Source organism: Roseateles toxinivorans, assembly GCF_004362525.1.
Classification (GTDB): domain Bacteria; phylum Pseudomonadota; class Gammaproteobacteria; order Burkholderiales; family Burkholderiaceae_C; genus Paucibacter; species Paucibacter toxinivorans.
In genome coordinates this window covers 15,491-38,868 of the sequence record NZ_SNXS01000019.1, presented here as the reverse complement: position 1 = coordinate 38,868, position 23,378 = coordinate 15,491, and the positions used below count along the sequence as shown (strand labels likewise).

The 23,378-nt window shown below is 65.8% G+C and carries 21 protein-coding genes; 14 read left to right on the top strand and 7 right to left on the bottom strand.

Annotation, left to right across the window (positions count from 1 at the left end; all coding sequences use genetic code 11):
- Positions 1-3: 3 nt before the first annotated feature.
- Together DES47_RS28305 and DES47_RS28300 are read left to right on the top strand one after the other, a co-directional pair.
- A complete protein-coding gene (locus tag DES47_RS28305) occupies positions 4-1,107 on the top strand; it encodes an amino acid ABC transporter permease (RefSeq protein ID WP_133704146.1) in 1,104 nt (367 codons plus the stop codon).
- A 19-nt stretch (positions 1,108-1,126) separates the two neighbouring features.
- On the top strand, positions 1,127-1,870 hold the full coding sequence (locus DES47_RS28300; RefSeq protein WP_133704145.1) for an amino acid ABC transporter ATP-binding protein: 744 nt from the start codon (positions 1,127-1,129) through the stop codon (positions 1,868-1,870).
- 15 nt (positions 1,871-1,885) lie between these two features.
- Here the strand turns inward: DES47_RS28300 and DES47_RS28295 are convergent, their stop codons facing one another.
- From DES47_RS28295 to DES47_RS28280, 4 genes are all read right to left on the bottom strand, one after another.
- Entirely contained in the window at positions 1,886-2,710 is an 825-nt protein-coding gene (locus DES47_RS28295; RefSeq protein ID WP_133704144.1) for an undecaprenyl-diphosphate phosphatase, read from the bottom strand.
- A 140-nt stretch (positions 2,711-2,850) separates the two neighbouring features.
- Positions 2,851-3,738 (bottom strand): exosortase-dependent surface protein XDP1, encoded by an 888-nt coding sequence (xdp1, locus tag DES47_RS28290; protein WP_133704143.1) that lies wholly within the window; start codon positions 3,736-3,738, stop codon positions 2,851-2,853.
- 153 nt (positions 3,739-3,891) lie between these two features.
- A complete protein-coding gene (prsT, locus tag DES47_RS28285; protein WP_133704142.1) occupies positions 3,892-6,744 on the bottom strand; it encodes an XrtA/PEP-CTERM system TPR-repeat protein PrsT in 2,853 nt (950 codons plus the stop codon).
- Between the two features lie 112 nt (positions 6,745-6,856).
- Complete coding sequence (locus tag DES47_RS28280; protein ID WP_133704141.1) at positions 6,857-7,420, bottom strand: DUF1439 domain-containing protein; 564 nt, start codon at positions 7,418-7,420, stop codon at positions 6,857-6,859.
- A 98-nt stretch (positions 7,421-7,518) separates the two neighbouring features.
- Here DES47_RS28280 and DES47_RS28275 point away from each other — a divergent pair, with 98 nt between their 5' ends.
- From DES47_RS28275 to DES47_RS28240, 8 genes are all read left to right on the top strand, one after another.
- On the top strand, positions 7,519-8,175 hold the full coding sequence (locus DES47_RS28275; RefSeq protein WP_133704140.1) for a TetR/AcrR family transcriptional regulator: 657 nt from the start codon (positions 7,519-7,521) through the stop codon (positions 8,173-8,175).
- A 42-nt stretch (positions 8,176-8,217) separates the two neighbouring features.
- Positions 8,218-8,871, top strand: coding sequence for a protein-L-isoaspartate O-methyltransferase family protein (locus DES47_RS28270; protein ID WP_133704139.1), 654 nt, complete (start codon positions 8,218-8,220; stop codon positions 8,869-8,871).
- Entirely contained in the window at positions 8,871-9,203 is a 333-nt protein-coding gene (locus DES47_RS28265) for a rhodanese-like domain-containing protein (protein ID WP_133704138.1), read from the top strand. Before DES47_RS28270 ends, DES47_RS28265 begins: the two co-directional genes overlap by 1 nt.
- A gap of 59 nt (positions 9,204-9,262) precedes the next feature.
- On the top strand, positions 9,263-10,624 hold the full coding sequence (locus tag DES47_RS28260) for a TolC family outer membrane protein (RefSeq protein ID WP_133704137.1): 1,362 nt from the start codon (positions 9,263-9,265) through the stop codon (positions 10,622-10,624).
- A 158-nt stretch (positions 10,625-10,782) separates the two neighbouring features.
- Positions 10,783-12,186 carry a DUF1800 domain-containing protein gene (locus DES47_RS28255; RefSeq protein ID WP_166652230.1) on the top strand — a complete coding sequence of 468 codons (1,404 nt, stop codon included), beginning with the start codon at positions 10,783-10,785 and terminating at the stop codon, positions 12,184-12,186.
- 17 nt (positions 12,187-12,203) lie between these two features.
- The gene (locus DES47_RS28250) at positions 12,204-13,379 is read left to right on the top strand and encodes a DUF1501 domain-containing protein (protein WP_133704135.1); all 1,176 of its coding nucleotides are present in this window, start codon (positions 12,204-12,206) and stop codon (positions 13,377-13,379) included.
- Between the two features lie 53 nt (positions 13,380-13,432).
- The gene (yaaA, locus tag DES47_RS28245; protein WP_133704134.1) at positions 13,433-14,218 is read left to right on the top strand and encodes a peroxide stress protein YaaA; all 786 of its coding nucleotides are present in this window, start codon (positions 13,433-13,435) and stop codon (positions 14,216-14,218) included.
- Positions 14,219-14,245: 27 nt separating this feature from the next.
- Complete coding sequence (locus tag DES47_RS28240; RefSeq protein ID WP_133704133.1) at positions 14,246-15,097, top strand: 2OG-Fe(II) oxygenase; 852 nt, start codon at positions 14,246-14,248, stop codon at positions 15,095-15,097.
- 53 nt (positions 15,098-15,150) lie between these two features.
- Here the strand turns inward: DES47_RS28240 and DES47_RS28235 are convergent, their stop codons facing one another.
- A complete protein-coding gene (locus DES47_RS28235) occupies positions 15,151-16,668 on the bottom strand; it encodes a DEAD/DEAH box helicase (protein WP_133704132.1) in 1,518 nt (505 codons plus the stop codon).
- A 278-nt stretch (positions 16,669-16,946) separates the two neighbouring features.
- Here DES47_RS28235 and ettA point away from each other — a divergent pair, with 278 nt between their 5' ends.
- The 4 genes from ettA (at position 16,947) to DES47_RS28215 (ending at position 21,531) form a co-directional block, all read left to right on the top strand.
- Positions 16,947-18,611 carry an energy-dependent translational throttle protein EttA gene (gene ettA / locus DES47_RS28230; protein WP_133704131.1) on the top strand — a complete coding sequence of 555 codons (1,665 nt, stop codon included), beginning with the start codon at positions 16,947-16,949 and terminating at the stop codon, positions 18,609-18,611.
- Positions 18,612-18,764: 153 nt separating this feature from the next.
- A complete protein-coding gene (locus DES47_RS28225; RefSeq protein WP_133704130.1) occupies positions 18,765-19,292 on the top strand; it encodes a Spy/CpxP family protein refolding chaperone in 528 nt (175 codons plus the stop codon).
- Between the two features lie 106 nt (positions 19,293-19,398).
- Positions 19,399-20,118 carry a winged helix-turn-helix domain-containing protein gene (locus DES47_RS28220; protein ID WP_133704129.1) on the top strand — a complete coding sequence of 240 codons (720 nt, stop codon included), beginning with the start codon at positions 19,399-19,401 and terminating at the stop codon, positions 20,116-20,118.
- A 30-nt stretch (positions 20,119-20,148) separates the two neighbouring features.
- The gene (locus DES47_RS28215) at positions 20,149-21,531 is read left to right on the top strand and encodes a sensor histidine kinase (protein WP_133704128.1); all 1,383 of its coding nucleotides are present in this window, start codon (positions 20,149-20,151) and stop codon (positions 21,529-21,531) included.
- Here the strand turns inward: DES47_RS28215 and DES47_RS28210 are convergent, their stop codons facing one another.
- Together DES47_RS28210 and DES47_RS28205 are read right to left on the bottom strand one after the other, a co-directional pair.
- Positions 21,532-22,917: an MATE family efflux transporter gene (locus DES47_RS28210; protein ID WP_133704127.1), complete on the bottom strand. Its 1,386-nt coding sequence runs from the start codon at positions 22,915-22,917 to the stop codon at positions 21,532-21,534.
- Positions 22,914-23,363, bottom strand: a complete 450-nt coding sequence (locus DES47_RS28205; protein WP_133704160.1) for a DUF3717 domain-containing protein — start codon at positions 23,361-23,363, stop codon at positions 22,914-22,916. The genes DES47_RS28210 and DES47_RS28205 overlap by 4 nt, the downstream gene beginning before the upstream one ends.
- Between the last annotated feature and the right edge of the window lie 15 nt (positions 23,364-23,378).

Below are 23,378 nucleotides of genomic sequence, written 5' to 3'. Positions count from 1 at the left end.
ACGATGAACGCCGTCTTCACCCCGGTGGCCGCAAGGCCTGCCCCCAGTTCCACGCGCGGGCCGGTTGTCTGGCTGCGACGCAATCTGTTCTCCAACTGGCAGAGCAGTGCGTTCACGCTGGCGCTGCTGGCGCTGGCGGTGCTGTATGTGCCGGGCATGCTGCGCTGGATGATTTTCGACGCCATCACGGCGGCCGACGCGGATGCCTGCCAGGCCGCACGCGGCATAGGTGCCTGCTGGGGTGTGGTGACCGAGAAGCACCGGCTGATCATCTTCGGCCGCTACCCCTTCGACCAGCAGTGGCGGCCGCTGGCGGCCACCGTGCTGATGATGGCGCTGCTGATGGCCAGCTGCACGCGGCCCTTCTGGCGGCCCTGGCTGGCCGCGCTGTGGGTGGTGGTGCTAGCGGCGGCCTTCACCTTGATGAGCGGTGGCGTGCTGGGTCTGACCAAGGTAACGACCGATCAATGGGGCGGCCTGCCGCTGACCATCATGCTGTCATCGCTGTCCATCGTGATGGCCTTCCCGATCGCGGTGCTGGTGGCAATGGGGCGGCGCTCGCAGATGCCGGCGATCCGCACCTTCTGCACGATCTACGTGGAGTTGATACGCGGCGTGCCGCTGATCTCGGTGCTGTTCATGGCCAGCTTCATGTTCCCGCTGTTCATGCCGCAGGGCTTCAGCATCGACGTGCTGGTGCGGGTGCTGGCGGGCATCACCCTGTTCGCCGCGGCCTATCTGGCCGAGATCGTGCGCGGCGGCTTGCAGGCGATACCCAAGGGGCAGGTCGAGGCGGCCCAGTCGCTGGGCCTGAGCTACTGGAAGACGCAGCGCAAGATCGTGCTGCCGCAGGCGCTGGCGCTGGTGGTGCCGGGCATCGTCAACAGCTTCATCTCGATCTTCAAGGACACCTCGCTGGTGACCATCGTGTCGCTCTACGAGCTGACCGGTGCGCTGGGCCTGGCATTGAACTCCGACGCGAACTGGCGGCCCTTCAAGGTCGAGGGCTATCTCTTCATCACCGCCATCTACTTCGTGTTCTGCTTTGCCATGTCACGCTACAGCCTGTGGATCGAGAAGCAGCTGAATCGCAGCAAGAACCGTTAGTCAACCAGTCAATGCCTTCATGAGCGAACCCATCATCACCTTTAGCAAGGTCAACAAGTGGTACGGCAACAGCTTCCATGTGCTGCGCGACATCGACCTGACCGTGACCCGTGGCGAGCGCATCGTCATCTGCGGGCCCTCGGGCTCGGGCAAGTCCACTTTGATACGCTGCATCAACGGCCTGGAGGAGCACCAGGAGGGCAGCATCGTCGTTGACGGCACCGAGATCAGCGACGACATCCGTGCCATCGAAAAGGTGCGCCGCGAGGTCGGCATGGTGTTCCAGCAGTTCAATCTGTTCCCGCATCTGACGGTGCTGGAGAACCTGACCCTGGCGCCGATGTGGGTGGGCAAGACGCCCAAGGCCGAGGCCGAGAAGCGCGCCATGCTGCAGTTGGAGCGGGTGAAGATCGCCGAGCAGGCGCACAAGTACCCGCTGCAACTTTCTGGCGGTCAGCAGCAGCGCGTGGCGATCGCCCGCGCGCTGTGCCTGACGCCCAAGGTGATGCTGTTCGACGAGCCCACCTCGGCCCTGGACCCGGAGATGATCAAGGAGGTGCTGGACGTGATGATTGAGCTGGCCAACCAGGGCATCACGATGATTTGCGTGACCCACGAGATGGGTTTTGCCAAGGCCGTGGCCGACCGGGTGATCTTCATGGACCAGGGCCAGATCGTCGAGCAGAACAAGCCGCACGAGTTCTTCAACAACCCGCAGAGCGAGCGGACCAGGGATTTCTTGTCAAAGATCCTCGGTCATTGAGCTTGTCCAGGCTAGCTAGTCAGCCCAGGTAACCCAGCCCATATAGCTGGTCAGCAGCACCACCACGCCAAACACGATGCGGTAGTAGGCGAAGGGCACGAAGCTGTGGCTGGCGATGTAGCGCAGCAGCCAGCGCACGCAGATCCAGGCGCTCAGGAACGAGAACAGCAGGCCCACGGCGAACATCGGAATGTCGGCGGTCGACAGCAGCGCGCGTTCCTTGTACAGGCTGTACAGGCCGGCGCCGATCAGCGTCGGAATGGCCAGGAAGAAGCTGAAGTCGGTGGCCGCCTTGCGGCTCAGGCCCAGCAGCATGCCGCCGATGATGGTGGCGCCCGAGCGGCTGGTGCCCGGCACCATGGCCAGACACTGCACCAGGCCGACCTTGAGCGCGTCCATCGGCGTCATCTCGTCAACGGTGTCCAGTCGCACCGTCGCCGCCGGTCGGCGCTCTGCCCAGAGGATGATGAAGCCGCCAATGATGAAGGTGCTGGCGACGATGGTCGGGGTGAACAGATGGGCCTTGATGGCCTTGCCCAGCAGCAGGCCCAGCACCACGGCCGGCAGAAAGCCGATCGCCACATTGAGCACGAAACGCCGCGCCTGAACCGAGCTACCGAAGCCGACTGCCGTATCGCGCAGCCGCTGCCAATACACCAGGATCACCGCGAAGATGGCCCCGGTCTGTATCGCGATATCGAACACCTTGGCCTTGCCGTCGGCAAAGTCCAGCAGCGAACCGGCCAGTATCAGATGCCCGGTGGAGGAAATCGGCAGAAACTCGGTCAGGCCTTCGACAATGCCCATCAGGGCGGCTTTGATCAGCAAAAGGGTATCCAAGGCCTGGGGCTCCGAATGAAAGGACGGGCGATGATAGCTGCAGCCTCGGCTTGGCTCGATGTCAGGATGGCGTTATTGCTGCGCAAAAAGCAAAAGGGCCGGCCCTTGGGCCGACCCTTTCGGTCAGATGCGCGCTGCGCTCAGGACTTTTGCTTGAGCAGCTTGCGGCGGGTGCCCAGCACGCCCAGCAGAGCAATGCCAGCCAGGGCCAGCGAGCCTGGTTCCGGGGTCGGATTGGGTGTCGTGGGGGTCACATCCTTGCTGGCCACGCCCAGCAGCTTGACGTAGTCGAGCAGGCTGTCAAGCGAACCATCGCCGTAGCCGCTGTTGTAGGCGCTGATGATCCACCAGCTGGAGGTCACGTTCTTCTTGGCACCGGCGGCCTCGCCGTTGTTCACGGTTCGGTTGATGATCGAACTGCTGGCGCCATAAGCAGTGTCAGGGGCGGCATCGCCCGAATTCTCGACCAGGGCCCAGCCATTGGCGACGGCTGCGGCGGAGTTGAAGTTGTAGGTGTCGGTCTTGCCCTTCAGGAAGGCATCCGGCGTGCCCGCGCCGTTGTAGGCCATCACGGTGACATCGGCATCGCTTTGCGACCAGCCAAACTTGATGGTGTCCAGGGCGATGGCGGTGTCGAACTTGAGCACGATCACGTCGGGGACGTAGCCGGATGGATTGTTGTCCATCGCGTGCTCGGGCTGGCCCACCGGGATGCCTTCGGCTTGGCTTTGCACGCCGAAGCCACCGCCATAGAGCGCCAGGTTGGCCGTCTGCAAGCCTTGCGATGCCGTTGTCGTGCGGCTCCAGGCATAGGCCGTCAGGCCCAGCCCGCTCGTCGAGCCATTGATGTTTCCTGCGCCGGCACAGCGGTAGCTGTTGCCGAAGTTGTCCTTGCTGCTGTCATTGACCTGCGCACAGGAGCTCCCGAAAGTCCATGTGGCTGCCGCCTGCGCCGCCGGTGCCAAGACCAGAAAAACGGACCCGGTCAGGGCGGTCACCGCCAACTTGCGCATCATTGTTTTGAACATTCTTTTCTCCAAACTTGCGAGCTGTCGCTATTTGTCACTATCAAGCAAGAGTCGGGCCACATGGATTTTCTCTTTAAAAATCAAACGCTTGAAGAGATATTCCTGTATTTGCTGAGGCCGACTGTAAGCCTTTCCGACAGCCATGCCATCCCCTCATCTAAGTGCCTGCAGCAGGTGGTTTGCCTCGGCCGCGTGTTCGAAGCCTGGATGTGTCTTGAGTGCCGAGTTCAATTCTTCTCGGGCCTCACCTTTTCGACCGGCCTGCGCCAAAGCGGCCGCCAGATGGTAGCGAATATCCGGATTGCTCGGATCGCGCAGACGGGCGTCCCGCAACAGTTGCAGGGCGCGCTCATTCTGGCCGGCCAGATGGGCGGCCCAACCTGCCGTGTCAATCACGTTGGCGTTGTTGGGGGCCTTGGCCAGCGCCTGTTCGGCAACTTTCAGGGCCGCGGGATCCTTGGTGCGCAGCAGCACATTGGCCAGGTTGTTCAAGGTGTCGGCATCGTCAGGCGCCAACTTCAACAGCTGCTCGTAGGCGCTGCGCGCGGCGACAAAGTTGCCAGCGGCCGCGTGGGTGTTGGCCACAGCCTTGAGCACCGGCAGGTCCTTAGGATGTGTTTTCAGCCATTGATTTGCCAGCTGCAGGGCAGTGCCCGTCGGTTTGCCAGCGTCTTGGCTGGCCATCGCGGCGAACAGCCGGAGCAGCGATGCGCTGCTGGGCTCCAGTTCGTGTGCGCGCCGAAATGACTCCAGCGCGGCGGCCGCCTGCCCCCTGGACAAGGTGATTTCACCGAGCAGATGGTGCCCGACCGCCAGCTTTGGATGACTCTGGATGATCTGGCGCGCACGTCGTTCGGCCTTGGCGGGATCGCCTTGGCGCAGTTCCACATTGCTCATCAGGGCCTGGGCCGGCAGGAAGTCGGCGTCGCTCTTGAGTGCCTTTTCCAGGCTGTAGGCGGCGCCGGCAACATCATTCGCACTGATTTGCAGGCTGGCGATGCCGAACTGCGCCGCCGCCTCGTAGTCCGCGCGGCGAGAGGCATTGGTCAAGGTGATGCGTGCTCCTGCGGCGTCGCCATTGGCCAGTTGCGCTCGAGCATAGACCACCAGCACAGGCACGGCGTCCGGGGCCTTGGACAACAGGCGTTTGGCCGCTTCGAGCGCCGGGACTGGGCGGCCACTGCGTAGATGCAGTTCGACCAGGGCGAAGCTGGGGCGAGTTTCGTGCGGGCCGCTGTAGTCCACGGCCTTGTCCAGCCAGCGCTGAGCCTCGGCCGGCTGGCCGCGCCGCTCGGCCAACACCGCCATGTCGTACATGGCATCGACATTGCGCTCGTCCGCCTTCAGCAGTTCGGCAAGACGTTTGGCGGCCGCTTCATAGGCCTTGGTGCCAATGTCCAACCGGGCCAGTCCCAGCTGAGGCTGAACCAGGCTGCCGTCCAACTTGACGGCCTGTTCGAAGGCGGTTCGGGCGCCGGCCGCGTCTCCGGACTGGGCGCGGGCAATGCCCAGCAGATTGTGAAAGCTGGGATTGGACGGTTGCTGCTTGACCAGGGCCTGGGCGACGGTGGCGGCCTTTCTTGCCTGACCGTTGCGCACATAGAGGCTGACCAGTGCGACGCCTGCCTGCACCTGCTTGGGGTCTTTCTTGAACGCGGTTTCGAGTTCGACAACCGCGTTGCCCAACTGACCGCCTCCTATCAGGCTCAGGCCCAGTGCGGTGCGGAATTGCGGTGCATCCTGGCTTCGCAGCACTTCCTGCATCAAGGCGGTGGCCTTGGCGTGCCGTCCCTTGGCCATATAGGCGCCGGCCAGCAGCGACGCGCCATGGGCATCACCCGCATGGTTCTTCATGTAGTTCTCGAGCACTTCGATGGCGCGGTCCGGGTTGTTTTCGCCGAGATAGACCTGGGCGAGCAGCTTGGACACAGGACTGTTGTTCTGCACCTTCTGGAAAAGCTCGAGATAGGGTTTGGCCTTCTCGCGCTCGTTGAGGCCAAAGTGTGCCAGGCCATTGAGCATCAGCAACTGGGGACGGTAGCGGATGAAGTCGATATGGATCGGGTCAATCAGCTCAGTCACCTCGCGCAGGGCGGCCCGCGCTGCCGGCGCATCGCCGCCCCGCTCGGCCATCAGGGCCTGGAGGTAGGCGCCACGCGGCTCGATCGGGGCGACGCGGCGAACTTCCGCGATATCGGCCTTGGCTTCTTCTGTGCGGCCCTGGTCCAGGTAGATGCCGGCCCGCGCCAGCCGCGACTCCACATGCTCGCCGTCGCTGCGCAGGGCCTTGTCGTAGCTGGACAGGGCCGCCTGCAGGTCATTCTGCACATGGGCAATCGAGCCCTTCTGATACCAGGCTTCTGGAGAGTTCGGCCCGAGCGCAAGCCCTTTGTCGGCCGCAAGATGGGCCTCCCGGAACTGCCGGGCGCGTATGCGCACTGGCACCTCGGCCAGCCAGGCTTCGATGGAACGCCCGTCGATGGCGCGCGCGTCTTCGATGTACTTCATTGCGCCCTGCACGTCGCCGAGATCCGACGCCGCCGATGACCGCAAAAGCAGCAGGTGCAACTGCACGTCCGGCGGCAGTCCGGCCAAAGCAAAGCGGGGCTGCTCCATCAGCAGCTTCTGTTTGCCTTGGGCTGCCACGGCTTTGGCCAGCGGCACCACCACCTCGGCGCGGTTCACGCCCAGGTTCAGCGCCTCGGTGAGCGCAATCTCCGCATTCGCCGCCTCGCCATTGGCCAGCAATGCCTTGCCGAGCAGTACCTGCACCGGCAGCATCCGCTTGTCGATCTGCAGCGCGTTCTTCAACTGGATGATGGCGCCGGGTATGTCCTTGCGCTCATAGCGCTGCAGCGCGTCTTCGTAGTAACGCGAGGCTTTGGCGTCGGTGGCCGCCTGCGCGCCTGTCAGCGCGGATGAGACCAGGACCGCGGCCAGCAGGTGGCGGGCGAGGGTGCTGCCTCGGCGACCGGGCAGCGCGGATGGGGGAGGCCGTTTGATCATGTGTGGGTTCTCGGCTGAAGGCGGCGCTATTGTCTTGGAGTTTTTCGTACCAACCCGGTGTCCTTGCCGTCGAACTAGGGTAAATCGCACGCAGAGGGTTAGCACGTGGCGCCTACTGTGCGGAGCTTCGCGGTACCAGCGTCACTTCCACCCCCCGCGCCGTCACCGTCACCGCCCCTGGTGCGTAGCCCATGCCCTCGGCGGCCTGCAAATCTTTCGCCTTGAAGCGGTAGACGGCCAGATCCTTGAGCAACTGCTCGGTGATCAGGCTGCCCAGGCGGGTTGTCTGCGCCTGCTGCCTGGGTGGCAGGTCGTCGATCAGGAAGTCGGTGACCCGGACCTGCTCGAGCCGTATGGCCTGGCGCAGCTCGTCATAGCGCAGCGCGAAGTCGATGGTGATGCGGCCTTGGTAGGCGCGGCCGGACAGGCGCTCCCGGCTCGCCACCGCCAAGGTCAGCGCGATCCTGTTGCTTTGCGGCAGCAGTTGCAGCCGGGGCTCGCTGAGGCGTATCTCCAGCAACTCCAGCATGCGGCGCTCGATCGGCAGTTGGCGCTGCAGGCGCTCGTTCAACTCCGCCTCGCTCAAAGTCAGTGTGCGCACACCGCCCAGCGTGGCGCAGGCCGCCAACGCGATGCAGATCGACAACAACAGCGAGGAACGAAAGAGAAATGTCATGTTTGGCAATGCACTCGTGAGGCACCTGGCGGACGGCCCGCCTTGACCGGGCAGGGATGGACACGTACATTACTGACCAGTTAGTCAGTATCAATCCAATGAACGCTCCCCCCACCTTACGCCAGCGGCGCAAGCAGGCCCGCCCGCAGGAACTGCTGGACGCGGCGCTGACCCTGTTCGTCGAGCGCGGCTTTGCGGCCACGCGCGCCGAGGAGGTGGCCAAGCGCGCTGGTGTGTCCAAGGGCACCCTGTACCTGTACTACCCCAGCAAGGAAGAACTGTTCAAGGCGGTGGTGCGCCACAACCTGTCGGCCACCATTCTCGAGGGTATGGAGATCGCCGCGGCATTCGAAGGTTCCACGGCCGATCTGCTGGCCCTGGTGCTCAGGACCTGGTGGGAACGTGTCGGCGTGGGCCCAAGCGGGGGCATCGTCAAGATCATGATGGCCGAGGCGGGAAACTTCCCGGAGCTGGCCCAGTTCTATGCCGAGGAGGTGATCATGCCGGCGCAGCAGCTGCTGGGCAGCGTCATCCAGCGCGGTGTGCAGCGTGGCGAGTTCCGCCCCGTGCCGGTGGCCGACACCGTCCATGTGCTGTGCAGCCCCCTGCTGTTCCTGTCGCTGCAACAGCAGTCCTTCGGCGCCTGTGGCGTCTACACGCCTCAACTGGTACCGGAGTCGGTGCTCAACACCCAGATTGATCTGATGCTGCGCGGCTTGATGTCGGACCATGGTCCGGGCCGCCCCTCGCCATAGAATTCGACATTTGTGATTGCAGCCCATGCAAGGGAACCAGGTATGAATATCGAACAGGCCCGTTTCAACATGATCGAGCAGCAGATCCGCCCCTGGGACGTGCTGGATCAGACCGTTCTGGCCCTGCTGGCCGCGGTACGCCGCGAGGACTTCGTGCCGCCCGCCTACAAGAGCATGGCCTTCATGGATACCGAGGTGCCGTTGGGGGGGGGGCGTTTCATGCTGGCGCCGCGCCTGGAGGCTCGCCTGTTGCAGGAGCTGAAGCTGCAACGCCATGAGAAGGTGCTGGAGGTGGGCACCGGGTCCGGCTTCATGGCCGCGCTGCTGGGCCACAAGGCGCAGCAGGTGATCTCGCTGGAGCTCGACCCCGAGCTGGCCCGCTCCGCTGCCGAGAAGCTCAAGCACGCGGGCATGAACAAGGTGACGGTGCGTCAAGCCGATGGCTCCAAGGGCCTGAGCGGCGAAGCACCGTTCGACGCCATCGTGCTGTCCGGATCGGTGGCCGAGATTCCCGATGCCTTGCTGCAGCAGCTGAAGGTCGGTGGGCGCCTGATTGCCATCAGGGGCGAGGAGCCGGTGATGCGCGCGGTGCTGGTGACACGTCTTGCCGAGCGCGATTTCCGCACGGTCGAGCTGTTCGACACCATCGCGCCGCGCCTGCAGGGCTTCGAAGAGGCCTCGCGCTTCAGCTTCTGATGCAGCAGCTGCCCGTCGATCGCCTGCCGGGCCTGCTGCAAGAGCTGGGCGGCAGCGCCGTCCTGCTCGATGTGCGCGAGCCCTGGGAGATGGCGCTGGCCGCCATTCGCATCGATGGCGCCCGCTTGCTGAGCATCCCCATGGGGCAGATTCCGCAGCGCCTGGACGAGCTGGATCCGGCGCAGCCTGTCGTCTGTTATTGCCACCACGGCATGCGAAGTCTGCAAGTCATCGCATTTCTGCAGCGCCAGGGCTTCGATTCGGTCTATAACCTCGCCGGTGGCATCGAGGCGTGGTCTGTGCACATGGACCCCTCGGTGCCGAGATATTGAATCGGGCGCCTGCGCCCAACCGTCACATGCCTAACAACATCGCTCAGAAGGAAGACTCCATGTCCGTCGAACGACCCCAAACTCTGGCCACGCGCCGTTCCGGTACGCCATTCCGACTGAGCAGCCGGCTGGCCCTGGCGCTGAGCCTGACCTTCGGCGGCGCGTCGGCCGTGCAGGCGCAAAGCCTGATGGAGCTGTACGAAGCCGCCAAGGGCTATGACGCCACCTATCTGGCCTCGCGCTCGCTGGCCGACTCGGTGCAGTACAAGGTCGAGCAGAGCAAGGCGCTGGAGCGCCCCTCGGCTTCGCTGACGGCAGGTGCCTCGCGCGTGAACTCCGAAGGCACGGCACCGACCAGCAACACCACCAATGCCCAGGTCGGTGTGCAGGGCTCGTATGCGCTGTTCAACCGCAACAATGCGGTGACGGTGCAGCAGGCGCTGAAGCAGCTGGATCTGGCCAAGGCCCAGCTGGCCACCGCCGAGCAGGATTTGATCGTGCGCGTGGCCCAGGCCTACTTCGACGTGCTGGCCGCGCAGGACGTGCTGGCAACGACCCGCACCAGCAAGGCCGCCACCACCGAGCAACTGGCCTCGGCCAAGCGCAATTTCGAGGTCGGCACAGCCACCATCACCGACACCCGTGAAGCCCAGGCCCGATTCGACATCGGCACGGCAGACGAAATCGCTGCGGAGAACGACCTGCGCTCCAAGCGCATTGCGCTCGACCAGCTGGTGGGTCGCACCGGCGTCACGCCAAAGCCCCTGCTGGTGCCGGTTGCCTTGCCCGCCGTGCTGCCCGCCGATCCGGAAGCCTGGGTCACGAACGCCGATGCCCAGCATCCCGGCATCATGCAGGCGCGCATTGCCTATGACGTGGCCAAGCTGGAAATCGAGCGTGCCCGCGCGGCCAATCTGCCCACCGTGGGTTTGACCGGCGGCTATTCACGGGCTCGCGCCGACAGCAACCTGCCGACGCTCAATGGCAGCAAGAACGACCTGTCCGTGGGCATTCAGCTGAGCATGCCGCTGTTCACCGGCTATGCGACGCAGAACCGCATCAAGGAAGTGCTGGTCCTGGAAGACAAGGCCCGCAATGACCTTGAGGCGACCCGGCGTTTGGTGTGGCAAAAGACTCGCCAAGCCTATTTCGACGTGGTTTCAGGTCAGGCGCGCGTAAAGGCGCTGGAGGCCGCGGAGTCGTCTACCAAGCTGGCACTAGAAGCGACGCAGCTGGGCTACAAGGTTGGTGTGCGCGTCAACCTCGATGTGCTGAACTCGCAGACCCAGCTGTTCCAGACCCAGCGAGACCTAGCCAAGGCCCGGTACGGGGTGATGGTTGGTAGCCTCTTCCTTCGCCAAGCCGCCGGCCAACTGAGCCCGGACGATGTGGCCGCGCTGAACCGGCTGATCGCGCCCTGAGCTGAAGCGCGCATAGTCGCGCTGCTTGATTGAACAACCCGCCCCGGCGTCTCGCCGCGGCGGGTTGTGTTCTTCTCGGCTTTACATTTCTTGATCTTCATCCCGCGCAAGGGCAACAGCGCGGGTGCACGATGGTGGCCTGGAGACGGAGGTGTCACATGGCAATGACGCAAGACGCAGCTGCCGCGCTGGCCGCCCACCGCTTTGGTCTGGGCGTGACGGACCTTGAGCGCATAGGCTCCGATCCGCAGGCCTGGTTGCTGGCGCAGATCGGCCCGGCCGGTGCGCCCTGGGGTGTGAACCTGCCGACTGCGCTGGACGGCCTGCGTCTGCAGCAGTCCTTCTACCTTGAGCGCCGCAAGCTGCGCACCACCGTTGGTAAATCGGCGGAGCAGCAGTTCGCCGAGCACTTCCGAGCCACCGTCGATGCCGACGTGCAATCGCGCCTGCTGACCGCGGTGCAGAGCCAGCGGCCCTTCAACGAGCGCCTGATGCTGTTCTGGGCCAATCACTTCACCGTGTCGATGGCCAAGGCCCAGGTGCGGGGCCTGGTCGGCGCTTTCGAGCGCGAGGCCATACGCCCGCATGTCGGCGGCTCGTTCGAGGCCATGCTGAAGGCCGCCGTCACGCATGCGGCGATGCTGCGCTATCTGGACAACAGCGCCTCGGCCGGCCCGAACTCGCGGCTGGCGCAGCGCCGTTCGCGCAGGGCCGTTCCGGCCGAGGGCGAGATGCGTGCCGCCCGCGTCACCGGCCTCAATGAAAACCTGGCCCGCGAGGTGCTGGAGCTGCACACCCTGGGTGTGCAGGGCGGCTACGCCCAGGCCGATGTCACCGCTCTGGCGGCGGTGCTGACCGGCTGGCGCGTGGCCGACCCGCAGCGCCTTGACGACAAGGAGGTCAATGCCAGCTACTTTGATCATTCCTGGCACGAACCCGGCAGCAAGACGTTGCTGGGCAGGCGTTATGCCGAAGGGCCGCAGGCCCTGGACCAGGTGCTGCACGACCTGACCCTGCACCCGTCCACGGCCAAGTTCATCGCCACCAAGCTGGCCCGCCATTTCGTCGGAGATCAGCCGCCGCCGGCCCTGGTGGACCGCCTGGCGCAGAGCTTTCAGCGCAGCGGCGGCCAGCTGCCGGCGTTGTATCAGACCCTGGCCACCGCGCCGGAGGCCTGGGCGCCGCAGCAGACCAAGCTGAAGACGCCGGAGGAGTTCGTGATCTCGTCGGCTCGCCTGCTCGGTCTGGGTGAAGCCTTGTTGGCGCGCAGCCGCGACGGTGGCATTGCCCAGATGGGTCAGCGCGTGCAGGCCGCGCCATCGCCGGCCGGCTGGCCCGACAGCGCGGATGAGTGGCTGGGCCCGGAGGCGATGTGGAAGCGTGTCGAATGGGCCTCGCGTCTGGCCGGCCGCCTGGGCTCGCGCGTCGATGCCCGGCAACTGGCCGGGAGCAGCCTGGGCCCGCTGCTGAGTCCCGCCTCGGGCCAGCAGATCGCCCGTGCTGCCGATGGGCCGCAGGCGCTGACCCTGCTGTTGATGTCGCCCGAATTCCAACGTCGCTGAATCACCGGAGACAGCTGATGAACATCACCCCTTCCGGACTGCGCCGCCGCCAACTCTTGCAGGCATTGGCCTTGGCCCCGGCGCTGAGCTTTGCCGGCACGGCCGCCGGTCCATCATCGAACCGCCTGGTGCTGGTGATATTGCGCGGTGGCATGGACGGCCTGGGCGCCGCGCCGGTGCCCGGTGACCCCGACTTTGCCGCTGCCCGTGGCGCGCTGGCCCAGTTCGCCGATCCGCTGCTCAGCCTGGCCGGCCCCTATGCCCTGCATCCGGCGCTGGCCCAGCTGCACGCGATGTATGGCCGCGGCGAGGCCTGCGTGGTCCACGCCACCGGCCTGCCTTATCGCGAGCGCTCGCACTTCGATGCCCAGCAGGTGCTGGAGAGCGGCGGCACCCGGCCCCATCAGCTGGGCACCGGCTGGCTGGCCCGTGCGCTGAGCCCGACAGGGCTTAAATCACTGGCCCTGAGCACCGCCGTGCCGCTGGTCTTGCGCGGCGCGGCCGAGGTGGATACCTGGTCGCCGTCGGTCCTGCCCGAGCCGGGTGCGGACCTGGTGGCACGGCTGATGCGTCTGTATGCGGACGATCCGGCCCTTGGCACGGCGCTGGCGCGGGCGCAGGGGCTGCGGGAGCGCACTGATATGTCAGCCATGACCGCAACGACCGGCGGCGCGGGCTTTGTGCTGTTGGCGCGGCGGGCGGCCGAGTTTCTGGCTCAGCCCCAGGGGCCGCAAGCAGCGGTGCTGGAATTGGGCGGTTGGGACACCCATGCCAACCAGGCGGCGCCGAATGGTGCGCTGACGCAGAATCTGCGCACCTTGGATGCCGGTCTGGCGGCCTTGCGCGAGGGCTTGATGCAGGGGCAGGGCGCCTGGGCGAGAACTGTGGTCGTCGTTGCCAGCGAGTTCGGTCGCGAGGTACAGATCAACGGCACCCAGGGCACCGACCACGGCAGCGGCGGCGTGGCCTTTGTGCTGGGCGGTGCCGTCAAGGGCGGCAGGGTGCTGGGCGACTGGCCGGGCCTGGCCAGGGCGCAGCGCTTCGAGGGCCGCGATCTGCGCATCACCACCGACCTGCGCGCTGTGCTCAAGGGCGTGCTGGCCGACCATCTGCAGATCTCCAGCGCCAGGCTGGAGTCCGAGGTGTTCCCGGACAGCTCGGCCGTCAAGCCCTTGGCCCTGCTGAAAACCTGAGGGCCGGTCTGCGGTTATTCTTGCTGCCGTGCCTTCCCGCAAAGACTGACCCCATGCTATTTCTGTTGTCGCCCGCCAAGACCCTGGACTATGAGACCACCGTGCCGCCCGAATTGCTGGAGAAGGCCACGACGCCGCAATTCGTGCCGCAAGCGGCCGAGTTGATCGCGCTGCTGAAGACCAAGACGCCGGCCGATATCGCCGAGCTGATGGACCTGTCCGAAGACCTGTCCACCTTGAATGTGCGCCGCTACGCGGCCTGGTCCAAACGCTTCACCAAGACCAATAGCAAGCCGGCCGTGCTGGCCTTTGCCGGCGATGTCTATGACGGGCTCGATGCGAACTCGCTCAGCGCCGACGATCTGGCCTGGGCACAGCAGCATGTCGCCATCCTGTCCGGCCTGTATGGCGTGCTGCGCCCGCTGGACAAGCTCCAGCCCTATCGCCTAGAGATGGGCACGCGCCTGGCCAATGCCCAGGGCAGCAATCTCTACGCCTTCTGGGGCGACACGCTTGCCCAATACCTTGACGCCCAGCTGGCCCGCGAGAAGAAGACTGCTCTGATCGTCAACCTCGCCTCCCAGGAGTACTTCAAGGCCGCCGATCGCAAGGCGCTGCGCACGCCGGTGATCGAATGCGTGTTCGAGGACTGGAAGAACGGTCAGTACAAGGTCATCAGCTTCTTCGCCAAACGCGCCCGTGGGCTGATGGCGCGCTACGCGATCCAGCACCGGCTGAAAACAGCCAACGGGCTGGAGGGCTTCAATCTTGATGGCTACCGTTTTGATGCCGCAGCCTCCGAGCCCGAGCGCCTTGTTTTCAGGCGTCGCCTGGCCTGAGTCTCAAGCTGAGGTAAAAATACGGCCATGACGCAGCAACTGATCACCCCCGAATTGCGCCAATGGATTGTGGAGCAGGCCGTCGCCGGCCATCCACCCGAAGAGGTGCTGAAGTCCATGCTGGCCAGCGGCTGGGCCGAGGACGTGGCCATCAAGGCGCTGGAAGACACGCTCACCGCCCATCTGGATGCGCAGGCCAGGCTCAAGTCCTTGCCTCCGGCCGTGCCGGTGCCCGAACCCGATCTGAGCGATTCGCCGTCCTGCGTCTGGGCTCATGACCGCGAGGTACGCGTGCTGACAAGCCTGCGACACCCGCGCGTGGTGGTATTCGGCGGCTTGCTGTCCGAAGAGGAATGTGACGAGGTCGTGGCGCTGGCCGCTGCGCGGCTTGCGCGTTCCGAGACGGTGGAAACGTCCACCGGCGGCAGCGAGGTCAATGAGGCGCGCACCAGCGAGGGCATGTTTTTCGAGCGCGGTGAGCATGAGGTCTGCCGGCGCGTCGAGGCACGCATTGCGGCGCTGCTGAATTGGCCGATCGAGAACGGCGAGGGCCTGCAGGTGCTGCGCTACCGGCCCGGCGCCGAGTACAAGCCGCACTACGATTATTTCGATCCGGTGCACTCTGGCACGCCCAGCATACTGGCGCGCGGCGGCCAGCGCGTGGCCAGCCTGGTGATGTACCTGAACACGCCGATCAAGGGCGGCAGCACGGTGTTTCCCGACGTCAAGCTGGAAGTGGGCCCGATCAAGGGCAATGCGGTGTTCTTCAGCTATGACCGGCCTCACCCGATGACGGCCAGCCTGCATGGCGGCTCGCCGGTGATCGCCGGTGAAAAGTGGGTGGCTACCAAATGGCTGCGCGAGCGTGTTTTCACCTGAGGGACGATGAAAAAACCCGGCCGAGGCCGGGTTTTTTGATTGCTCAGCGCTGATCAGCGCTTGGGCTGTGTCAGGCGCGGGCCGTTGGACGGGCCTGCGGACCGCTGTTGCGGACGCTGTTGCGAACGGTCGGCCGGGCGCTGGTCCGGGTTGCGCGGGGCATGGGCATCACGCGAGGGCGCGCCATCACGGCCACGGGGTGCTGCCTGGCCCGGCTGAGCAGGCTTGTGGCCCGCAGGGCGCGGTGCACCGCGACCGGGCTGCGAAGGTGACGAGGACTGCGGGCGAGCACCGCCGCGGCCACCGCCACCACCACCACCGGGACGACCACCGCGGCCGGCACCACCACCACCGCTACGACCACCGGCACCGGCGCCACCATTGAGCACCATGCGGCCGAGCACGATGGGCTCCGCCTTCTCGTTGGGGCTAGCCTCGAAGCCGGCGACGACCTCCTTGGGGATCTCGCGCTTGATCAACTTCTCGATGTCGCGCAGGAAACCCAGCTCATCGACGCAGACCAGCGAGACCGCCTCGCCCTGGGCGCCGGCACGGCCGGTGCGGCCGATGCGGTGCACATAGTCCTCGGGCACATTGGGAAGCTCGAAGTTGACGACGTGGGGCAGCTGATCTATGTCGATGCCGCGCGCCGCGATGTCGGTGGCCACCAGCACGGCCAGGTCACCGGTCTTGAACTCGGCCAGGGCCTTGGTGCGGGCGCTCTGGCTCTTGTTGCCGTGGATGGCCATGGCGCTGATGCCGACGCTGTTCAGGTAGTCGGTCAGGCGGTTCGCGCCATGCTTCATGCGCGTGAACACCAGCACCTGGTGCCAGTTGCCGTCCTTGATCAGATGGGCCAGCAGCTCCTTCTTCTTGTCGCGGCCGACCGGGTGCAGCTTTTGCGCGATGTTCTCGGCGGTCTGGTTGCGACGGGCCACTTCGATCAGCGCGGGCTGATTCAGCAGGCGGTCGGCCAGGGCCTTGATGTCGTCGCTGAAGGTGGCCGAGAACAGCAGGCTCTGCTTCTTCGGCGGCAGCACGGCCAGCACCTTCTTGATGTCATGGACGAAGCCCATATCGAGCATGCGGTCGGCTTCGTCGAGGACGAAGATCTCGACCTGGCTCAGATCGACGGCACGCTGCTGATGCAGGTCCAGCAGGCGGCCCGGTGTGGCCACCAGAATGTCCACGCCCTTGCGCAGCTGCGCGATCTGCGGGTTCATGCCCACACCGCCGAAGATCACCATGCTGGTCAGCGACAGGTACTTGCCATAGGTACGCACGCTTTCCTCGACCTGGGCCGCGAGTTCGCGGGTCGGGGTCAGGATCAGGGCGCGCACCGGCACGCGGCCCTTGGCATCGCGCACGGCGGGGGTGGAGCTCAGACGCTGCAGCATCGGCAGCGTGAAGCCGGCGGTCTTGCCGGTGCCGGTCTGGGCGCCGGCCAGCAAGTCACCACCGTTCAGGACGGCGGGAATGGCTTGCAGTTGGATGGGGGTGGGGGTCGTGTAACCCTGTTCGTGAAGCGCACGCAGCAGGGGCTCGGCAAGGCCGAGAGTATCAAAAGACATGTAGGAACCAGGTGGTTCTGCCTGTCGCCTCTTGCGGGCGTCAGTCTCAGGCGGAAACGGTAGTAGCGGAGTGCGAGTTGATCTCGTCCGGTGTCAGAGTGACAGCAGCGCGGTGACTGGACTCGCAGCTGCTGGGTGCATTCTACCTTGGCTCCGTAAGCGAGCTGGGCGACAATACGAGGTTTGCTGTAACGAGATCACTCATTTGCCAACTCTTGGCGGTGCAGTCCCGACTCGCCAGCCCCAGTTTCCAGCTTTCAGTCCAAGGCCCCATCACCATGGCTCAATACGTATTTACGATGAACCGCGTCGGGAAGATCGTTCCCCCGAAGCGCCACATCCTCAAGGACATCACTCTGTCCTTCTTCCCCGGCGCCAAGATCGGCGTGCTGGGCGTGAACGGCTCAGGCAAGTCCACCTTCCTGAAGATCATGGCCGGTGTCGACAAGGACATCGAGGGCGAGGCCGTGCCGATGCCCGATCTGAAGATCGGCTATCTGGAGCAGGAACCCAAGCTGAACCCCAACCAGACCGTGCGCGAAGCGGTGGAAGAGGGCATAGGCGGCGTGCTGGCCGCGAAGAAGCGCCTGGACGAGGTCTATGCCGCCTATGCCGACGAAGACGCCGACTTCGACGCGCTGGCCGCCGAGCAGGGCAATCTGGAGGCCATCATTGCCGCCGCCGGCAGCGAGAACACCGATCTGCAGCTGGAACTGGCCGCCGATGCGCTGAACCTGCCGCCCTGGGACGCCAATATCGGCGTGCTGTCCGGTGGCGAAAAGCGCCGCGTGGCGCTGTGCCGCCTGCTGCTGAGCAAGCCCGACATGCTGCTGCTCGACGAGCCGACCAACCACTTGGACGCCGAGTCGGTCGAGTGGCTGGAGCAGTTTCTTCAGCGCTTCCCGGGCACCGTGGTGGCCATCACCCACGATCGCTACTTCCTGGACAACGCCGCCGAGTGGATCTTGGAACTGGACCGCGGCGCCGGCATTCCGTGGAAGGGCAACTACACCGACTGGCTGGAGCAGAAGGAGAAGCGCCTGGAGGGCGAGCAGAAGAGCGAAGACGCGCGCATGAAGGCGATGAAGGAGGAACTCAAGTGGGTGCGCTCCAACGCCAAGGGCCGCCAGGCCAAGAGCAAGGCGCGTCTGGCCCGCTTCGAGGAGTTGAGCGACGTCGACTACCAGAAGCGCAACGAGACCAACGAAATCTTCATCCCGGTGGCTGAGCGCCTGGGCAATGAGGTGATCGAGTTCAAGAATGTCTCGAAGAGCTTTGGCGACCGCCTGCTGATCGACAACCTGTCGTTCAAGGTGCCGGCCGGCGCCATCGTCGGCATCATCGGCCCCAACGGCGCCGGTAAATCGACACTGTTCCGCATGATCGAGGGCAAGGAAACGCCCGATGTCGGCGAAGTGGTGATCGGCAAGACCGCACAGGTGGCCTTTGTCGACCAGAGCCGCGAGAGCCTGGACGACACCAAGACGGTGTGGCAGGACGTGTCGGGCGGGCTGGACAACATCATCGTCGGCAAGTTCATCATGCCCAGCCGCGCCTATCTGGGCCGCTTCAACTTCAAGGGCAATGACCAGCAAAAGCAGGTCGGCAGCCTGTCCGGCGGTGAGCGCGGCCGCCTGCACCTGGCCAAGACCCTGGCCCAGGGCGGCAATGTGCTGATGCTGGACGAGCCGTCCAACGACCTGGACGTGGAAACCCTGCGCGCGCTGGAAGAGGCGCTGCTGGAGTTCGCCGGTTCGGCAATGGTGATCTCCCACGATCGCTGGTTCCTGGACCGCATCTGCACCCATATCCTGGCCTGCGAAGGTGATTCGCAGTGGTTCTTCTTCGACGGCAACTTCCACGAGTACGAGGCCGACAAGAAGAAGCGTCTGGGTGAAGAGGGCGCGCGTCCGAAGCGCATGCGCTTCAAGCCCATCCGCTGATCGCCTTGCTTTGAGTCAAGAGCCGCTCCGCCTCCCAGGTGCAGCGGCTTTTTTCATGGAGCAAACCCTTCACAGATCTTTACCGCTGCGCCATGGCGCGTTGACAAGCGACCGCGACACTGAAGGCTCTTGATCAACCCCCGGAGATCCCAAATGACCAAGCTGTCCCTGAAGCAAGTGTTGAAGTCCACCGTGATGGTGTCCATGCTGGCCGGAGCGGTCTTCACCGCCCAGGCCCAGCCGATGATGGGCCACGGCGGGCATGGTGGCCCTGGTGCTCATGGCGGCGGCGCCGGCATGATGTTTGGCGGCGGCCGCATGGAGCATGTGCTGGACGCGGTGGATGCCACCGACGCGCAGCGCGCCCAGATCAAGACCCTCACCGATGCCGCCAAGCAGGACATGAAGACCCAGCGCGAAGCGGGTCGCAAGCTGCATGAGCAGGGCCTGGCCCTGTTCGGCGCCCCGGTGGTGGACGCCAATGCCGTCGAGGCGCTGCGCCAGCAGATGCTGGCCCAGCATGACCAGGCCAGCAAGCGCATGAGCCAGCTGATGATCGACGTGTCGCGGGTGCTGACGCCCGAGCAGCGCGCCAAGTTCATCGAGCGCATGCAAAAGCGCCAGGCCCGCATGATGCAGCGCATGCACGGCGCGCCGGCTGCACCGGCCCCGACGAAGTAAGCCAGGAGGGCTCGGTGGCCGCAGGCCGGCCAATCGGCTTATGCTTGCGGCCAGTCGGGCCTTTTTTCAGGGCCCCTGGGCCACCTCTACCTTTGCCTAAGCCACCATGGGTGCATCACTGCTGCTGATCGACGACGACGCCCGGCTCACCGGCATGGTGGGCGACTATCTGCGCAAGGCCGGTTTCGAGATCACCGTGGCCGCCAGCCTGGCCGAGGGCCGGGCTTGCCTGCTGGGCGGCGAGTTCGATCTGCTGTTGCTGGATCTGATGCTGCCCGATGGGGACGGCCTGGATTTCTGCCGCGAGCTGCGCGGCTCACCGCGCACCCGCCGCCTGCCGCTGCTGATGCTGACGGCACGCGGCGAGCCGATGGACCGCATCCTCGGCCTGGAGCTGGGCGCCGACGACTACCTGGCCAAACCGTTCGAGCCGCGCGAGCTGCTGGCCCGCGTCAAGGCCCTGCTGCGCCGCGCGCTGCCCGATGCGCAAGACCAGGACGTGCTGCGCTTCGGCCGTCTCGAGATCGATCTGGCCGCCCGCCTGGCCCGGCTCGACGGTCAGAGTTGCGACCTCACCAGCCATCAGTTCGACCTGCTGGTGGTGCTGGCGCAGAGCCCCGGCCGGGTGCTCTCTCGGGACCAGATCATGGACTCGCTGAAGGGTCATCCGCTCGACGCCTTCGACCGTTCGATCGACGTGCACATCTCGCGCATCCGTTCGGTGATCGAGGACGACCCGCGCAACCCGCGCCGGGTGCTGACGATACGTGGCGCCGGCTATGTCTTTGCCCGCAAGCAGGACGATGCCCACGACCAGGCCGCCTGAGCCTGCTCTTCACCGTCTCGGGCCCGACTTTTGAAGTCACTCTACCTTCGCATTTACCTGACCCTGGTGGTGCTTTTGCTGGCCTTTGCCTTTGGCTCGGGCTGGTTGTTTCAGCGCCAGTTTGAACAGGAGCGCGAGCGCTCTGACGCCGCCGCCACCGAGCGTCTGGCCGCCATGGCCACCTTGATTCATCGCTCGCTGCCCGGCGCTGATACGCCGCCCGACGAACAGGCCGAGGCCCTGCTGGACTGGTCGCAGCGCCTGCGCCTACCGCTGGCGCTGGACGATGCCAGCGGTCATCGCATTGCCACCTCGGAGTCGTACCGGCGGCGCGAGCAGGAGCAGCTCGGCAAGGGCTTTGCGGTGCGCCTCGAAGACGACCGCACTCTGTGGACGATGCGCGGCGGGCCGTTTCTGCGCAATGTGCGTGCGGCTCGCGAGGCTGGCGCTTCTGCGCCGATGGAGCGTGGCCCGCGCATGGAGTCCAGGCTGCTGCCCGGTTGGTTGCCCGGCCTGCCCCCCGCCTGGCACAACGGCCTGACCCTGATCGTGCTGCTGGTGCTGCTGTTCCTGGGCGTAGCCCTGGGCGCCTTCCCGGTCGTGCGCCGGCTGACGCGCCGGCTCGAAACGCTGCAAAGCGGCGTTGAAAAATTCGGCGCCGGCCAGCTCAGCTACCGTGTCGATGACAGGGGCAGTGACGAGGTCGCGCGCCTGGCCGGCAGCTTCAACCGCACGGCGGCCCAGGTCGAGTTGCTGTTCCGCTCGCATCAAAGCCTGCTCGCCAATGCCAGCCATGAGCTGCGCTCGCCGCTGGCACGGCTGAAGATGGCGCTGTCCCTGGTCGAGGAGGCAGCGCCGGACCAGCGCGAGGCGCTGCGCAGGGAGATTCGTACCAATATTGCCGAACTCGATGCGCTGGTCGAAGAGGTGCTGCTGGCCAGCCGGCTGGACGGCCAGGCACGGGAGACCGACAGCGCGGCCCATGACCTGCCGCAGGACATGCTGGGCCTGGCCGCCGAGGAGGCTGCCCGAACCGGCGCCGAGGTGCGGGCCGAGGGCGCCGCGCCGCTGCGCGTGCAGGGTGACGAACGCCTGCTGCGCCGCGCGCTGCGCAATCTGCTGGAGAACGCCAAGCGCTACGGTGGCGAGGACGTGCTGTTGATACTGTCTCGGCAGGGCCAGCGGGTGCAGTTGCAGGTCTGCGACCGCGGCCCCGGTGTGCCCGAGGCGATGCGCGAGCGCATCTTCGAACCCTTCTTCCGTCTTCCCGGCCACGCCGAGCAGGCGGGTGGCGTGGGCCTGGGCCTGAGCCTGGTCAAGCAGATTGCCCTGCGCCACCAGGGCACCGTGCGCTGCCTGCCGCGCGATGGCGGGGGCAGCTGTTTTGTGCTGGAGCTGCCGGCACTGAGCTGATCAGGGGTTTCGCAGCTCCGCCCTGTGCACCCGCGCCAGCAGCGCGCACATGCTGATGCCCGCCAGCACCAGCCCTGCGGTGGAGGCCGCCCACATGCCACGCGCGCCCGACAGGCTGGCCGGTGCCCAGCCCTGCGAATGGAAGGCCAGCGCATAGCCGCCGCCCAGACCCACGCCCCACAGCGCCAGCACATAGATCAACGAGGGCAGGGTGGTGACGCGGTGCGCGCGCAGGATGAAGGCGCCCAGCGTCTGCGCCGCATCGGCGATATGGAATACCCACAGCCAGGCCAGCAGCGGCAGTGCGGCGGCGATGACCGCCGGGTCCTGGGTGTAGACGCCCAGCACCAGATCGCGGCCGAAGTAGACCAGGCCGCCGAGCAGGGCGGCGGCCAGCAGACCTATCTCCAGGCCATGCCAACCGACCCGGCGAGCGTCGAGCATTTCATGGGCGCCGATGCGCTGGGCCACCAGGGTGCTGGTGGCATTGGCCAGGGCCAAGGGCATCATGAACAGCAGCGACACCAGGTTGACGGCGATCTGGTGGCCGGCCACCGCGGTGGCGCCTATGCGCGCGATGAAGATGGCCATGAAGCTGAAGCCGGTGACCTCGACCAGCACGGTGAAACCCATCGGTATGCCCAGGCGCAGCTGGTTGACGATGGCGGCGCGGTCCGGCGGCATCAGGCCACGCCGCTGCAGGCCGAAGTCGGCATAGAAGGCGTTGTGCCGCGTCACCCACCAGGCCAGCAAGACCTGGCTCCACATCACGATGGCTGTGGCAATACCGCAGCCGGTCACGCCCAGTGCCGGCAGGTGGATGTCACCCACGGAGAAGCCATAGACGAAGAGCAGGCTCAAGGGCACCTTCATCGCCAGGCCGCCCAGCTGCAGCACCATCACCGCCTTGGGCCGCGACACGGCGGTATTGAAGGCGCGGAAGGCGGTGAACAGGAGGGCCGCCGGCAGCGAGAAGGCCAGCGCGCCCAGGTAGCCGCGCACCTTGTCTGCCACCTCGGGGCTGGACTGGGCCAGGTTCAGAAAGGGCTGCGGGAACAGCAGCACCAGGCAGCCCGGCACCGACAGCGCCAGCGCCAGCCAGATCGCCTGGTGGTACTGGCGGCCGGCCTCGTGCAGCTTCTTGGCGCCGAACATCTGGCCGGCAATCGGGCTCAGCGCCAGCACCACGCCCATCAGACCGATGAAGACGGTGATGTAGACCGCCGAGCCCACCGACAGTGCCGCCAGATCGACGGCGGCATAGCGGGCCACCAGCATCGTGTCCAGGGTGCTGAAGGCCAACACTGCCACTTGGCCTATGAACACCGGCCAGGCCAGGGGGGCGATGCGTTGCAGGCTCTGGAGCAGGGTGGCGGGGGCGCTCAAACAGGGCCCCCGGCCGCCTGAGCGCCGTCATGATCGATGCCTGATGCGGACCTTGCCCGCTCGGCATAGCGGTTGAAGCGCCAGGCGGTGGCCTCCATCGAGATACGGCGCCAGGTGGCGCGCTTTTCGCCGGGCGTCATCACTGGCCAGTGCTGCACCTCGTCGAAGCTGCGCCCGCAGCCCTTGCACCAGTCATCGCCCTGGCTGGTCGAGCAGATGGCTATGCAGGGCGCGTCGGGCGTGGTCTCGTACCAGCGCAGCCAGGCCAGCTTGGCTTCAAGGGGCATGGTGTCTTCGTCGCAGTCCGTCTCTCGTTGATAGACCATCAGGCCATAGACCTCGGCCAGCGCGAGCACCTCGGCGCAGGCCTGCAGGCCGTCGGACGGCGAGCGTGCCCGCCACCAGTTGATGGCGGACTCGATGTCGGTGATGTGGATGCCGGCCATGGCGTTGCGATCGGT

Coding starts and splice junctions, on each gene's coding strand:
- DES47_RS28220 (WP_133704129.1), top strand. CDS start 19,399: ATGGGTGCATCACTGCTGCTGATCGACGACGACGCCCGGCTCACCGGC.
- DES47_RS28260 (WP_133704137.1), top strand. CDS start 9,263: ATGTCCGTCGAACGACCCCAAACTCTGGCCACGCGCCGTTCCGGTACG.
- yaaA (WP_133704134.1), top strand. CDS start 13,433: ATGCTATTTCTGTTGTCGCCCGCCAAGACCCTGGACTATGAGACCACC.
- DES47_RS28275 (WP_133704140.1), top strand. CDS start 7,519: ATGAACGCTCCCCCCACCTTACGCCAGCGGCGCAAGCAGGCCCGCCCG.
- DES47_RS28240 (WP_133704133.1), top strand. CDS start 14,246: ATGACGCAGCAACTGATCACCCCCGAATTGCGCCAATGGATTGTGGAG.
- DES47_RS28235 (WP_133704132.1), bottom strand. CDS start 16,668: ATGTCTTTTGATACTCTCGGCCTTGCCGAGCCCCTGCTGCGTGCGCTT.
- DES47_RS28270 (WP_133704139.1), top strand. CDS start 8,218: ATGAATATCGAACAGGCCCGTTTCAACATGATCGAGCAGCAGATCCGC.
- DES47_RS28205 (WP_133704160.1), bottom strand. CDS start 23,363: ATGGCCGGCATCCACATCACCGACATCGAGTCCGCCATCAACTGGTGG.
- DES47_RS28305 (WP_133704146.1), top strand. CDS start 4: ATGAACGCCGTCTTCACCCCGGTGGCCGCAAGGCCTGCCCCCAGTTCC.
- xdp1 (WP_133704143.1), bottom strand. CDS start 3,738: ATGTTCAAAACAATGATGCGCAAGTTGGCGGTGACCGCCCTGACCGGG.
- DES47_RS28255 (WP_166652230.1), top strand. CDS start 10,783: ATGGCAATGACGCAAGACGCAGCTGCCGCGCTGGCCGCCCACCGCTTT.
- DES47_RS28250 (WP_133704135.1), top strand. CDS start 12,204: ATGAACATCACCCCTTCCGGACTGCGCCGCCGCCAACTCTTGCAGGCA.
- ettA (WP_133704131.1), top strand. CDS start 16,947: ATGGCTCAATACGTATTTACGATGAACCGCGTCGGGAAGATCGTTCCC.
- DES47_RS28280 (WP_133704141.1), bottom strand. CDS start 7,420: ATGACATTTCTCTTTCGTTCCTCGCTGTTGTTGTCGATCTGCATCGCG.
- DES47_RS28265 (WP_133704138.1), top strand. CDS start 8,871: ATGCAGCAGCTGCCCGTCGATCGCCTGCCGGGCCTGCTGCAAGAGCTG.
- DES47_RS28225 (WP_133704130.1), top strand. CDS start 18,765: ATGACCAAGCTGTCCCTGAAGCAAGTGTTGAAGTCCACCGTGATGGTG.
- prsT (WP_133704142.1), bottom strand. CDS start 6,744: ATGATCAAACGGCCTCCCCCATCCGCGCTGCCCGGTCGCCGAGGCAGC.
- DES47_RS28300 (WP_133704145.1), top strand. CDS start 1,127: ATGAGCGAACCCATCATCACCTTTAGCAAGGTCAACAAGTGGTACGGC.